This window comes from Halomonas sp. ML-15, assembly GCF_014779595.1.
In the GTDB taxonomy this organism is placed as follows: Bacteria; Pseudomonadota; Gammaproteobacteria; order Pseudomonadales; family Halomonadaceae; genus Franzmannia.
This window is the reverse complement of record NZ_JACXZT010000019.1, coordinates 550,731-564,683: the sequence shown is the minus strand read 5'-3', so window position 1 is coordinate 564,683 and position 13,953 is coordinate 550,731. Positions and strand designations below refer to the sequence as shown.

Sequence of the window (13,953 nt, the reverse complement as noted above, 5' to 3'; positions counted from 1 at the left end):
GAGGGACATGGCATGCAGCAACTGAATCCTTCCGAGATCAGCGACATCATCAAGCAGCGTATCGAGAAGCTTGACGTCGCATCCGAGGCCCGTAATCAGGGCACCATCGTCAGCGTTTCCGACGGCATCGTGCGTATTCACGGCCTGGCCGACGCGATGTTCGGTGAGATGATCGAATTCCCTGGCGCCATCTTCGGCATGGTGCTCAACCTCGAGCGCGACTCCGTCGGCGCCGTGGTGCTGGGCGACTACCTGCAGCTCGAAGAGGGCATGACCGCCAGCTGTACCGGTCGTATCCTTGAGGTGCCGGTGGGCCCTGAACTGATTGGCCGCGTGGTCGATCCGCTGGGCATTCCCATCGACGGCAAGGGCGACATTGACGCCAAGTTGACCGACGCGGTGGAGAAGGTCGCCCCGGGCGTCATCACCCGTCAGTCCGTTGATGAGCCGATCCAGACCGGCCTCAAGTCGATCGACGCCATGGTGCCGATCGGCCGTGGTCAGCGTGAGCTGATCATCGGCGACCGTCAGATCGGTAAGTCGGCGATCGCCATCGACGCCATCATCAACCAGAAAGGCAAGGGCGTTACCTGCGTCTATGTGGCCATCGGCCAGAAGCAGTCGACGATTGCCAACGTGGTGCGCAAGCTCGAAGAGCATGGCGCCATGGAGCACACCATCGTGGTCGCCGCCGGCGCTGCCGATCCGGCGCCGATGCAGTTCCTGGCCGCCTACTCCGGCTGCACCATGGGCGAGTACTTCCGCGACCGCGGCGAAGACGCGCTGATCGTCTACGACGATCTCTCCAAGCAGGCCGTGGCCTATCGCCAGGTGTCGCTGCTGCTGCGTCGTCCGCCGGGCCGTGAAGCCTATCCGGGTGATGTCTTCTATCTCCACTCGCGTCTGCTGGAGCGTGCGGCACGGGTCAACGTCGACTACGTCGAGAAGTTCACCAACGGTGAAGTCAAAGGCAAGACCGGCTCGTTGACCGCGCTGCCGATCATCGAGACCCAGGGTGGCGACGTCTCGGCGTTCGTACCCACCAACGTGATCTCGATCACCGACGGTCAGATCTTCCTCGAGACCAACCTGTTCAACTCGGGCATCCGTCCGGCGATCAACGCCGGTCTGTCGGTGTCGCGGGTGGGTGGCTCGGCGCAGACCAAGATCATCAAGAAGCTCGGCGGTAGCGTGCGCCTGGCGCTGGCTCAGTACCGCGAGCTGGCGGCGTTCTCGCAGTTTGCATCGGACCTCGACGAGGCCACTCGCAAGCAGCTCGAGCACGGTCAGCGCGTCACCGAGCTGATGAAGCAGAACCAGTATTCGCCGCTGTCCGTGGCCGAAATGGCGCTGTCGCTGTACGCCGCCAATGAAGGTCATCTGGATGACGTCGATGTCAGCAAGGTGCTGGACTTCGAGCGTGCTCTGCACGAGTACATGAAGTCCGAACACGCCGAGCTGCTCGACAAGATCAACCAGACCGGCGACTACAGCAGCGAGATCCAGGAAGCCTTGAAGGCGGGTCTCGAGAAGTTCAAGGCGACTCAGAGCTGGTAATGCCGAGGGCCTGCCCTGCGGGGCAGGCCAGCATGCTTTCTGAGAGCCACGAACGAGGGTAGATCGCTATGGCAGCTGCAAAAGAGATACGCACCCAGATCGGGAGCATCAAGAATACGCAGAAGATCACCAGCGCCATGGAAATGGTGGCTGCGTCGAAGATGCGTAAAGCCCAGGACCTGATGAAGGCCAGCCACCCCTACTCGCGGTTGATTCGCGATGTGGTGGCGCATATCGCCGATGCCGACATGGACCCGGAAGATATGCATCCGTACATGGTCGAGCGCTCCGTGGAGCGCGTCGGCTATATCGTGGTCTCCACCGACCGCGGCCTGTGCGGTGGCCTCAACGTCAACCTGTTCAAGGCGGTCCTCAGGGATGCCAAGGCGTGGCGCGACCAGGGCGCAGAGCTTGAGTTCTGTGCTCTGGGTACCAAGGCCAGCACCTTCTTCCGCAACTACGGGGGGAACCTCGTGGCGGCCAAGAGCGGGCTCGGCGAATCGCCGCGGGTTCAGGACCTGATCGGTAGCGTCAAGGTCATGTTGGAAGCGTATGACGAAGGGCGTCTGGATCGGCTATTCGTGGTGTACAACGAATTCGTCAACACCATGACGCAACAGCCGGTGGTCAGACAGCTTCTGCCGCTCTCTCCCGACATCGGAGAGGCGCATGATGATGAAGAACAGACTCGTCCCGGAAGCTGGGACTACCTGTATGAGCCGGATGCCAAGGTGCTGCTGGACCGGCTGCTAGAGCGCTTCATCGAGTCGCAGGTGTATCAGTCGGTGGTCGAGAACACCGCCTGTGAGCAGGCTGCGCGGATGATAGCGATGAAGAGTGCCACCGATAACGCCGGTGGTCTGATCGACGATCTGCAACTGGTGTACAACAAGGCCCGTCAGGCCGCGATTACCCAGGAAATCTCGGAGATCGTCGGTGGCGCAGCCGCCGTATAGCAGCTTGGGAAGCCAGGTTTCATTTGCAGGTATTTAAGAGGAACCAAGATGAGCGGACGTATCGTACAAATCATCGGCGCGGTGATTGACGTAGAGTTTCCGCGGGACTCAGTGCCCAAGGTCTACGACGCGCTGAAGGTCGCGGAAGTCGACACCGTGCTCGAGACTCAGCAGCAGCTGGGCGACGGCGTGGTGCGCACCATCGCCATGGGCTCTACTGAGGGCCTCAAGCGTGGCATGGACGTTGCCAACACCGGTGCTGCCATCTCCGTGCCGGTGGGCAAGGAGACGCTGGGCCGGATCATGAACGTGCTCGGTGAGCCGATCGATGAGGCGGGTGACATCGGTGAGCAGGAGCGCATGCCGATCCACCGCAAGCCCCCGACCTATGCCGAGCAGGCGGCCTCTAACGAGCTGCTCGAGACTGGCATCAAGGTCATCGATCTGGTCTGCCCGTTCGCCAAGGGCGGCAAGGTAGGCCTGTTCGGCGGCGCCGGCGTGGGCAAGACCGTCAACATGATGGAGCTGATCCGCAACATTGCCACCGAGCACAGCGGTTACTCGGTGTTTGCCGGTGTCGGTGAGCGTACCCGCGAGGGTAACGACTTCTATCATGAAATGACCGAATCCAACGTTATCGACAAGGTGGCGCTGGTCTATGGTCAGATGAACGAGCCGCCGGGCAACCGCCTGCGCGTGGCACTGACCGGCCTGACCATCGCTGAGAAGTTCCGCGATGAAGGCCGCGACGTGCTGCTGTTCGTCGATAACATCTACCGCTACACCCTGGCCGGTACCGAGGTTTCGGCACTGCTGGGTCGTATGCCATCTGCGGTAGGCTATCAGCCGACCCTGGCCGAGGAGATGGGTGTCCTGCAGGAGCGTATCACCTCGACCAAGACTGGCTCGATCACCTCCGTGCAGGCGGTCTACGTGCCGGCGGATGACTTGACCGATCCGTCTCCGGCGACCACCTTCTCGCACCTGGACGCCACCGTGGTACTGGCGCGCTCCATCGCTGAGCTGGGCATCTACCCGGCCATCGATCCCCTCGACTCCACCTCGCGTCAGCTTGACCCGCTGGTGGTGGGTCAGGAGCACTACGACACTGCTCGCGGTGTACAGAACGTGCTGCAGCGATACAAGGAGCTCAAGGACATCATTGCGATCCTGGGCATGGATGAGCTGTCCGACGAGGACAAGCTGGCCGTGTCACGGGCGCGCAAGATTCAGCGCTTCCTGTCGCAGCCGTTCTTCGTCGCCGAGGTGTTTACCGGGGCGCCCGGCAAGTACGTGTCGCTCAAGGAGACCATCCGTGGTTTCCAGGGTATCCTCAACGGCGAGTACGACGAGCTGCCGGAGCAGGCCTTCTACATGGTCGGTTCGATCGACGAAGCCGTCGAGAAAGCCAACAAGATGAAGTAAGGCCGTCCACCCAGAGGGGACAACACTATGGCGAACAGCTTCAAGTGCGAGATTGTCAGCGCCGAGGAAGCGGTGTTCTCCGGCGAGGTCGAGCAGGTGGTCGCCGCCGGGATCATGGGTGACCTGGGCATTCTGCCCGGGCACACCCCGCTGCTGACCGAGCTGCAGCCGGGACCGGTCAGGGTGACGCTGGCAGGTGGCGTCGAGGAGAACTTCTACATCTCGGGCGGCTTCCTGGAAGTCCAGCCCAAGGTGGTGTCGATTCTTGCCGATGCGGCCACCCGGGCCGGTGACATCGACGAAGCGGCGGCCGAAGAGGCGCGCGAGCAGGCGCTCAAATCGTTCAACGAGAAGTCCTCGGAGCTGGACTACACGCGTGCGGCGGCAGAACTCGCCGAGGCGGTGGCTCAGCTCAGAACGATTCAGCAGCTGCGCAAGAAGGCCGGCAAGAGCTGATCGGCTCCTGTCGTGGAAAACGCCCCCCGCGTCGCCGACCGGGGGGCGTTTTCGTATCTGCTATGATGGTCGCCACGCTCGCCACCCTACCCGTCTGGTGATGGCGTCAGGAGGATGCCTATGTCATTGAATGAAGCCCTTATCGAACACAAGAACACGCTACTCGAGGCGCTGCAGTCCGATGCGGCCGATCTCGACGACGTGTTGCCCGAGCTGCGTGCCGCGGATATCGCCGAGATTCTCGAAGAGATCGCCGAGGAAGACGACGATACGCCTACCGTCTTTGCCCTGCTTGCCCATCTCTCGGTGGAGCGACGAGCCAATGTATTTGGCTATCTGCCCGCTGATATGCAGGGCGAGCTGGCCGAGGCGATGTCCGACGAGACGCTGCTTGCGCTGTTCGAGGAGATGAGCTCGGATGAACGTGCTGACCTCTTCAACCTGCTCGATGAGGACCGCCGCGAGGGTCTGCTGCGCCGTATGGCCAAGCAGGAGCGTGAAGATCTAAAGCGCCTGGCCAGCTATGAGGAGGGTACCGCCGGGGCAATCATGACCTCGGACTATGTGGCGATTCCCAGCGGCATGACCGTGTCCCAGGCGATGATGCGGGTGCGTCAGACGGCGCCTGATGCAGAGACTGTCTACCAGATCTACGTGCTTGCCGATGAGGGCAGGCTGGCCGGGACCTTGTCGCTGCGGCAGCTGATGGTGGCGCGCCCGGGGGCGCTGGTCGATGACCTGATGATCAAGGATGTGATTGGCGCCAAGGTCGACGATCCCCAGGAGGATGTGGCACGCCTGGTATCACGCTATGACCTGCTGGCGGTGCCGGTGATCGATATAGATGACCGCATGGTGGGTATCGTCACCCACGATGACGCCATGGATGTCGCCGAATCAGAGGCTACCGAAGATATCCACAAGGGGATGTCGATCGGCCAGCTTGAGGATGGTGTGAGCCGCGTGCCGCTGTGGAGCCTATATCGCAAACGTGTGACTTGGCTGGTACTGCTGGTGTTTGCCCATCTGTTCTCCGGCGCGGGTATCGCGTATTTCGAAGAGACCATCGCCGCACAAGTGGCGCTGGTGTTCTTCCTGCCGCTGCTGATTGGCAGCGGTGGCAATGCTGGTGCCCAGGCTGCCACCCTGATGGTGCGCGGTATGGCCACCGGGGATGTTGGCGTCAAGGACTGGAGCAAGCTGCTTGGCCGTGAACTGCTAGTGGCGGGTTCACTAGGCTTGACCATGGCTCTGGCGGTGGCCCCCATTGGGGTGATGCGTGGCGGCGAGGCGGTAGCCATGGTAGTGGCCTTGAGCATGGTCATTATCGTGCTGTTCGGTAGCTTGCTTGGCATGTGTCTGCCGTTTCTGCTCAATCGTCTGGGGTGGGATCCCGCGACGGCTTCTGCTCCGCTGGTCACGACCATGATCGATGCCTGTGGCGTGCTGATTTATTTCAGCATTGCCACTGCGATTCTGACGAGCATATGAACAGTAAAATGTGGGATGTCGATGTTCGAACTGACGATCGCATGCAGGACGAGAAGCCGGTTGGATAGATGTATTGCCGGTGCGGCGGACAAACTGTTACCGAATGTGTATCCTTGTCCGCGGCCACGACACTAGGGGTGGTTGAAGCATGGACTTACCGCTGCCTGAGTGGGGCGCCATATATCGGCCATTAAGGACTCACAATGGATTGGTTACAGGTCGTTGTTCTCTCGCTGGTACAGGGACTTACCGAGTTCCTGCCGATTTCCAGCTCTGCACACCTGATCCTGGTGCCGGCGCTAACGCCGTGGAGCGACCAGGGACTGGCCTTCGATGTGGCGCTGCATATTGGCAGCCTGGCGGCGGTCATTCTCTATTTTCGTCACGAACTGAAGCGTATGACGCTCAGTTGGGTGGCCTCCTGTCGTGGCCAGCCGAGCGACGAGGATGGTCGTCTGGCATGGTGGGTGCTGCTGGCGACAATACCGGTGGGCATCGCCGCGCTGATCTTCAAGACGCCGATCGAGACCAGCATGCGCTCGCCGTTACTGATCGGTGCCAGCCTGATCCTGTTTGGGCTGCTGCTGGGCTATGCTGACTGGCGCAAGCGGGGGGTGCGCAGCGAATATCACCTGACCATGAAAGATGCGCTGCTGATCGGCGGCGCCCAGGCGCTGGCGTTGATTCCCGGGACCTCGCGCTCAGGTATCACCATCACCGCGGCGCTGCTGCTCGGGATGAACCGCGAGAGTGCTGCACGGTTCTCGTTTCTGATGTCGATTCCGGTGATCGTGCTGGCCGGTGGGCTCGAGGTATTTGGTTTGATCCGTGAGCCTGAGGACGTCGCCTGGACGGCGCTGATCCTGGGGACTCTGCTGTCGGGCCTCAGCGCTTACCTGTGCATTCACTATTTTCTGATATTCATCAAACGTATCGGTATGCAGCCGTTCGTGATCTATCGGGTTATCTTTGGACTCTGGCTGCTGTGGTTTTTCTGGTAACCCCTTGGGAGATTAAGCATGTACGTCATCCGTCTTATGCTGTTGCCGCTACTGACGGCAGTGCTGTTGGCGGGTTGTGGTGAACAGGACCCGGAGCTCGATGCGCCAGTGCGCCTCGAGGGCAATATCTTCGGCTCCTTCTATCAGGTGACTATCGCTGACTCGCTCACCCGCAGCCAGGCCGAGGCCCTCGAGGAGGGCTTCGTCGCCGAGCTTGACGACGTCGATGCGGCGATGTCGATCTATCGCGACGACAGTGAACTGATGGACCTCAACCATACCCCGGTGGGCGAGTGGCTGACGCTCTCCGACGCACTATTCGAGGTGCTGTCGGTCAGCCAGACGGTGGCTGAGCAGAGCGATGGTAGCTTCGATGTCACCGTGGGTGGATTGGTCAACTTGTGGAGCTTTGGTTCGGAAGCACGTCCCGAGGAAGTGCCGTCATCGGAGGCCCTTGCCGAGCGACTCGCGGAGATTGGCTACGACAAGCTCGAGCTGGATGCCAGCGAAACCCGCGCCAGGCGCATCGGCGATGTGTTCATCGACCTCGGCGGGGTGGCCAAGGGCCATGGCACTGACCGGGTCGCCGCCTATCTCGACGCCCAGGGCATCGAGCACTATCTGGTCAATCTGGGCGGCGATCTGATCGTCAAGGGCTATCGTGACGAGCAGCAGCATCCGTGGCGGATCGGCATCGAAGTTCCCGACGGCAGTCGTCAAGTCGCCCATCATACGCTGCCGCTGCACGATATCTCGGTGGCCACCTCCGGCGACTATCGCAACTATTTCGAGGCCGATGGTCAGCGCTATTCGCACACCATCGACCCGCGCAGCGGCACGCCGATCGAGCACTCGCTGGCCTCGGTAACGGTCCTCCACCCTTCCAATACCTGGGCCGATGCCTGGGCCACGGCGATGATGGTGCTGGGCCCCGAGCAGGGACTGGCGTTGGCCGAACAGCACGACCTGATGGTGATGCTGCTGCTGCGAAACGGTGATGGATGGGCAACGCGGATGAGCTCGTCATTCATCGACTATTTCGGCGCCGAGACCCTCGCCGAGATCGGCATCGACCTGGACGACTGAACAAGGAGAGAGCATGACCCTCGACGTAGTGATTCTAGCCGCCGGTCAGGGCACACGGATGCGTTCTACGCGGCCCAAGGTGCTGCATACCCTGGCTGGCAAGCCGATGGTGCGTCATGTCATCGATACGGCGGCTACCCTCGGCGCGGAGCGGCTGCATGTGGTGATTGGCCACGGCGGCGACCAGCTTCGCCAGGCCCTCGGGGATTGTCCGGTCAGCTTTGCCGTACAAGCCGAGCAGAAGGGCACCGGTCATGCCGTTGCCCAGGCGCTCGATGCGCTGGGCCCCGACAAGGTGCTGGTGCTCTATGGTGATGTACCGCTGATTCGCCGTGAGACCCTGACGGCGCTGCTCGACAGCGTCAGCGAGCGGCAGATGGCGCTGCTCACCGTGACCCTCGACGATCCTGGCGGCTACGGCCGTATCCTGCGCAACGCCGACGGTCAGGCGGTGGCGATCGTCGAGCACAAGGATGCCAGCGAGAGCGAGCGGGAGATTCAGGAGTGCAATACCGGCATCATGGCGATGACCAGCGCCCAGTTGAGACGTTGGCTGCCACAGCTGTCGGCGGATAACGCCCAGGGAGAGTACTACCTCACCGACGTGATCGCCATGGCCGCCGCCGAGGGCGTGGCCATTGCCACGGCGCAGCCGGCCAGTCCCGTTGAGGTCGAAGGCGTCAATAATCGCGCCCAGATGGCGCGCCTCGAGCGCGCCCATCAGCAGGCCATTGCCGAGGGCCTGATGGCCGAGGGGGTGGCGCTGGCCGATCCGGCCCGCCTCGATGTGCGTGGTAGCCTGCGCTGCGGCCACGATGTGGAGATCGACGTCGGCTGCGTGTTCGAAGGTGAGGTGGAGCTTGGCGAAGGGGTGCGCATCGGCCCCTACTGTGTGATTCGGGACAGCCATATCGGTGCCGAGAGTGTGATCGAGGCCCACAGCGTGCTCGAAGGCGCCGTGGCCACCGGCCACAACCGGATTGGTCCCTTCGCTCGCCTGCGCCCCGGCTCACGTCTGGCGGTGGGCGCCAAGGTCGGTAACTTTGTCGAGACCAAGAATGTCGAGGTCGGCGAGGGGAGCAAGATCAACCACCTGAGCTATATAGGCGATGCCACCCTGGGGCGGGGGGTGAACGTGGGGGCAGGCACCATCACTTGCAACTACGACGGTGCCAACAAGCACCGTACCGAGATTGGCGACGACGCCTTTATAGGTTCCAACACCGCCCTGGTGGCACCGGTCAGCGTGGGCAATGGTGCCACGGTGGGCGCTGGCTCGACCATCAGCAAGGATATCGCCGACGGGGCGCTGGCCGTGTCGCGCGCTAGGCAGATCAGCAAGCCCGATTGGCCGCGTCCTAGCAAGAAACCCTGATCCAGCCGATAATCGCTCCTAGCATGCCGCTGCGGCTCCTTAGCCGAAGCGGCTTTTTTGTCTCTGGATATTGACGTTCTCTCTCCAATAGTCTTTCATTCGATTGTTAATACCTTTCATATCGAAATTTATGACTTTCAATTTTCCATGACCAAGCGCAATACCGCCCAGCGACGGCACGCCATCCTGGCCTACGTTAACGCCGAGGGCGAAGTCAGCGTCGAGACCCTGGCGCAGCGCTTCGACTTTTCCGAGGTAACGATTCGCAAGGATCTGGCCACCCTGGAGAAGAGCGGACTGCTGCTACGCCGCCATGGGGGCGCGGTGCCGCTTCCTGTAGAGCTGCTGGACGGCACGCTCAAGGTCTCGGCCGCCAAGCGCGCGATTGCCGCCGCCGCGGCTCAGCGGCTGCCGGAGCACAGCCGCATCATCATCGACAGCGGCACCACGACCTCGGCGATGATTCCCGAACTCGATGGCAAGACCGGTCTGGTGGTGATGACCAACTCCCTGGCGGTGGCCAATGCGCTCCACGCCCTGGAGCGCGAGCCCATCCTGCTGATGACCGGCGGTACCTGGGATCCCCACTCCGAGTCGTTCCAGGGCCAGGTCGCCGAAGCCGTACTGCGCCGCTACGACTTCGACCAGCTATTCATCGGTGCCGACGGCATCGATCTCGAACGAGGCACCACGACCTTCAACGAGCTGCTGGGCCTGTCGCGAGTGATGGCCGAGGTGGCACGGGAGGTGGTGGTACTGGTAGAGGCCGACAAGATCGGCCGGCGAATCCCCAATCTCGAGTTGCCATGGGGCAGCATCGATACACTGATCACTGATCATCGCCTCGAACCTGCCCAACGCCAGGCGATCGAGGCTCACGCCGTCGAGGTAGTCACCGTCACGGTGGATGAATCTGAATCCAGGAGGTAGAACAATGTGCGGAATCGTTGCAGCGGTAGCCGGACGGAACGTCCAGGGTATCTTGCTCGAGGGGCTGCGGCGCCTCGAGTATCGTGGCTATGACTCGGCCGGCATGGCGATAATCGATGAGAGTGGAACCCTGGCGCGACGGCGTGCAGTGGGCAAGGTTGCGGCGCTCGGCGAGCGGCTGGAGCAGGCGACCCTGACAGGCAGTGTGGGTATTGCCCATACCCGCTGGGCGACCCACGGCAAGCCCAGCGAAGCCAATGCCCATCCTCATCAGTCCAATGGCCGCCTGGCGGTGGTACACAACGGTATCATCGAGAATTTCGAGGCCCTCAAGGCCGACCTCGAAGCCAGCGGCTACGCGTTCGAATCCGAGACCGATACCGAGGTCATCGCTCATCTGCTGGACCGTGAGAGCCAGGCCCAGGGCGACCTGATGGCGGCGGTGCAGCGGGTGCTGACACGCCTTGACGGCGCCTATGCGCTGGGGGTGATACATGCCGCCGAGCCGGACGTGGTAATCGGCGCGCGCAAGGGCAGTCCGCTGGTAGTGGGCGTGGGCATCGAGGAGGCCTTCCTGGCCTCGGACCCGCTGGCGCTGCTGCAGGTCACCGACCGCTTTATCTACCTCCAGGAGGGCGATGTGGTTCGCCTCTCGCGGGGCGGGGTGACCGAGATCGTCGACGCCGAAGGGCGAGCGGTCGAGCGCGACATCCAGACTTTCGAACACGGCGATGGGGCCGCCAGCAAGGGCCATTATCGCCACTTCATGCTCAAGGAGATCTTCGAACAGCCGGCGGTCATTGCCCGGACCCTGGAAGGACGGCTGAGTGAACGCGGCGTGCTGGTCAAGAGCTTCGGCGTCGAGGCCGAGGCACTGTTTTCCCAGGCCAAGCAGATCCATATCATTGCCTGTGGCACCAGCTATCACGCCGGTATGGTAGCGCGCTACTGGCTCGAGCGTTATGCCGGCATTCCCACTCAGGTGGAAGTCGCCTCGGAGTATCGCTACCGCAGCGTGGTGGTGCCCGAGGACACCCTCTTCGTAACCCTGTCCCAGTCCGGCGAGACCGCCGACACCCTGGCCGCGCTGCGCTTTGCCAAGCACAGCGGCTACCTCGGCAGCCTGGCAATCTGTAACGTGCCGGGCAGCTCACTGGTGCGCGAGTCGGATCTGACGCTGATGACCCACGCCGGGCCGGAGATCGGGGTCGCCTCCACCAAGGCCTTCACCACCCAGCTCACGGCACTGATGCTGTTTACCCTGGCACTGGGTCGCCAGCGCGGCATGGATGAGCAGCGCCAGGCCAGCATCGTGGCCGCGCTGCGCGGGCTGCCGGCACTGATCACTCGGGTACTGGCGCTGGATCGCGAGATCGAGCGACTCTCGGTGGATTTCGCCGAGAAACATCACGCATTGTTTCTGGGCCGCGGCGCGCACTTTCCAATTGCCCTGGAAGGTGCGCTCAAGCTCAAGGAGATCTCCTATATCCACGCCGAGGCCTATCCGGCTGGCGAGCTCAAGCATGGCCCACTGGCGCTGGTCGACAGCGAAATGCCGGTGATTTCGGTGGCGCCTAACGACGAGCTGCTCGACAAGCTCAAGTCGAATCTGCAGGAGGTTCGCGCCCGTGGCGGGGAGCTCTACGTGTTTGGCGATGAACAGGTCGCGATCAAGGCTGAGGAGGGCATCAAGGTACTGCATCTGCCCCACGTCGATGAGGCGCTGGCGCCCATCCTCTATACCCTGCCGCTGCAGTTGCTCTCCTATCATGTTGCAGTGCTCAAGGGCACCGATGTCGATCAGCCACGCAACTTGGCCAAGTCGGTAACGGTGGAGTAAGGCTGCCAGCTTACTTTTCTTGTTTATTGTCGTTAAACTTTACTTCGACCTAGGGCAGCAACTCTCATTTCTTGCTGCTCTGTTCGAAGTAAACGAAAAACGAGAAAAGGATATCGACATGGGGAAGGGACAGCATCGTCGGGGTAGTGTACTCAAGAGAACGGTGGTGATTATTGCAGGGCTGGCGCTTATTGTCGGGCTGGGGGCTCCTTACTGGGTAGGCCAGCAGGTCGAGCAGAAGTACGCCGATTATCTGCAGCAGTTACAGCGCTTCGGTTATATAGAGGTCGAAAACCTGAGCTACGAGCGTGGCTGGCTGGAGGCAAACGCTACTTACGAACTCGTACTCGAGCCGGAGTTTGCGCAACTCTATACAGGCCTTCTTGGTACCGCCATGGAGCAGGAGTTCGAGGGCGACCCGCTGCGGATCCGCGTTGACGATCAGATTGCCCATGGCCCCTTTATCGGCGCCTTCGCCAGTATTGAAGGGCAAGCGGACGCTTCGGGTTGGCTATTCGATCAGTTGGTGCAAATGGAGCTCGATGGGAGTCTCTCACATTACGACGCCAGGGTCGGTTTCGATCAGGTCGTGGTAGGCGAGTGGGCACCTATGCAGATGGTCCTGACGGCAGGCCCGCTGTTGAGCGATGCGGGGCTGGATTTACGTTACGACCTCGATTATCTAGGCGGCGAATTTAGCTATGATCCGGCGCTCGGCGAGTATCGAAGTTCCAATCGCATGGGTCAGGCGCGATTGGAGGAGCCTACCGCCATCCATACCTTCGAGGGTTCTACCGCAGAGTTCGTGGCGTCCTTTCCCGAGGGAGTGCTGCGTGACGTCACATTTACGTCGCAAGAGGGGCCAATTGTCACCGAGAGCCATGACGGTGGGCAATTTGGTGATTCGCGAATCGATGGTCAGAGCGTAGAGGCTCAGCTCCAGTTCGACGAAGAGGGGCGTTTCGAGGGCTTCACGAGCCGCTTTGCGCTGCAGGGCTTCGAAGCCGAAGAGCCAGAGTTGTTGCTGTCCATGCAGGAGATAGTGGCTGACATCACGGCGACTCGTCAGGGTGAGAGCAGTTGGTATGGTCAACTCGATTTCAACCTCGACGGTCTGGCACTCCACGAACTGGATGAGCTGGGCTTCGAAGCGCAGAACATGAACTTCGGTCTGGGGCTGGAGCCGGAATCCGAGTCGCACTTCCAGGTGGTACAACGGTTAGCCGCAAACGATCTTAACATTCATGGCATGGAAGGTCCGATCGCCTTTCATCTCGAGTCGAGCTATGGGCAGTTGCCGCGAGCACAATACGACACGCTATGGGATCTGATCCATGAGGCCGTCGGCCAATTCTCGTGGGATGACCCCGATAGGCTGTTGCCGGTGTTCGAACGTATGGAGCACGTCGTGGAGGAGTTGATCGCAGGTCGCTCTACGCTCAGCTTCAAACCGGTCAGGTTCAGTATGGGTGATGCCGATATCGAGATGGAGCTGGAAGCCGACCTGCGGCTGCAGGATCTGGTGGCCTTTGAGGAAGACAGGCTGCTCGCTCCCGAGAATAGCCTCTATCTCAACGTCAATGCCTCTGCACAGCTGCTGAACAAGATGATGCGTGAATCGCTGAGGCAGCAGTACGCTGGAATGATCGGCGACGATGAGCTCGATGCGATGGCGATGGCAATGGCGGCGGACGCCCTGGGGCCAATGCTGGAACTTGGCGTGGTGATCCGCGAAGAGGATGAACGCTACTCCCTCGAGGCTCAACTGAGCGATGGCCAGCTGCTGTTGAACGGTGAGCCTGGAGAGTGGCTGCTGGAGCAGTTCTAAGCCGCTTG

11 protein-coding genes are annotated in these 13,953 nt (G+C 61.5%); all 11 read left to right on the top strand.

What is annotated here, in order from left to right; genetic code table 11:
- The first annotated feature begins 12 nt into the window (after positions 1-12).
- On the top strand, positions 13-1,557 hold the full coding sequence (atpA, locus tag IEI94_RS14230) for a F0F1 ATP synthase subunit alpha (RefSeq protein WP_191167951.1): 1,545 nt from the start codon (positions 13-15) through the stop codon (positions 1,555-1,557).
- A gap of 68 nt (positions 1,558-1,625) precedes the next feature.
- Positions 1,626-2,513 (top strand): F0F1 ATP synthase subunit gamma, encoded by an 888-nt coding sequence (atpG, locus tag IEI94_RS14225; RefSeq protein ID WP_191167950.1) that lies wholly within the window; start codon positions 1,626-1,628, stop codon positions 2,511-2,513.
- Between the two features lie 48 nt (positions 2,514-2,561).
- Entirely contained in the window at positions 2,562-3,938 is a 1,377-nt protein-coding gene (gene atpD / locus IEI94_RS14220; RefSeq protein ID WP_191167949.1) for a F0F1 ATP synthase subunit beta, read from the top strand.
- 27 nt (positions 3,939-3,965) lie between these two features.
- Complete coding sequence (locus IEI94_RS14215) at positions 3,966-4,394, top strand: F0F1 ATP synthase subunit epsilon (protein ID WP_191167948.1); 429 nt, start codon at positions 3,966-3,968, stop codon at positions 4,392-4,394.
- Positions 4,395-4,514: 120 nt separating this feature from the next.
- The gene (gene mgtE / locus IEI94_RS14210; RefSeq protein WP_191167947.1) at positions 4,515-5,885 is read left to right on the top strand and encodes a magnesium transporter; all 1,371 of its coding nucleotides are present in this window, start codon (positions 4,515-4,517) and stop codon (positions 5,883-5,885) included.
- Between the two features lie 203 nt (positions 5,886-6,088).
- Complete coding sequence (locus IEI94_RS14205; RefSeq protein ID WP_191167946.1) at positions 6,089-6,886, top strand: undecaprenyl-diphosphate phosphatase; 798 nt, start codon at positions 6,089-6,091, stop codon at positions 6,884-6,886.
- Positions 6,887-6,904: 18 nt separating this feature from the next.
- A complete protein-coding gene (locus IEI94_RS14200; RefSeq protein ID WP_224750147.1) occupies positions 6,905-7,972 on the top strand; it encodes an FAD:protein FMN transferase in 1,068 nt (355 codons plus the stop codon).
- 13 nt (positions 7,973-7,985) lie between these two features.
- Entirely contained in the window at positions 7,986-9,347 is a 1,362-nt protein-coding gene (gene glmU / locus IEI94_RS14195) for a bifunctional UDP-N-acetylglucosamine diphosphorylase/glucosamine-1-phosphate N-acetyltransferase GlmU (protein WP_191167945.1), read from the top strand.
- Positions 9,348-9,494: 147 nt separating this feature from the next.
- Positions 9,495-10,277, top strand: coding sequence for a DeoR/GlpR family DNA-binding transcription regulator (locus tag IEI94_RS14190; protein WP_191167944.1), 783 nt, complete (start codon positions 9,495-9,497; stop codon positions 10,275-10,277).
- A 4-nt stretch (positions 10,278-10,281) separates the two neighbouring features.
- The gene (glmS, locus tag IEI94_RS14185) at positions 10,282-12,117 is read left to right on the top strand and encodes a glutamine--fructose-6-phosphate transaminase (isomerizing) (protein WP_191167943.1); all 1,836 of its coding nucleotides are present in this window, start codon (positions 10,282-10,284) and stop codon (positions 12,115-12,117) included.
- 19 nt (positions 12,118-12,136) lie between these two features.
- On the top strand, positions 12,137-13,945 hold the full coding sequence (locus IEI94_RS14180) for a DUF945 family protein (RefSeq protein ID WP_191167942.1): 1,809 nt from the start codon (positions 12,137-12,139) through the stop codon (positions 13,943-13,945).
- The last annotated feature ends 8 nt before the right edge of the window (positions 13,946-13,953 follow it).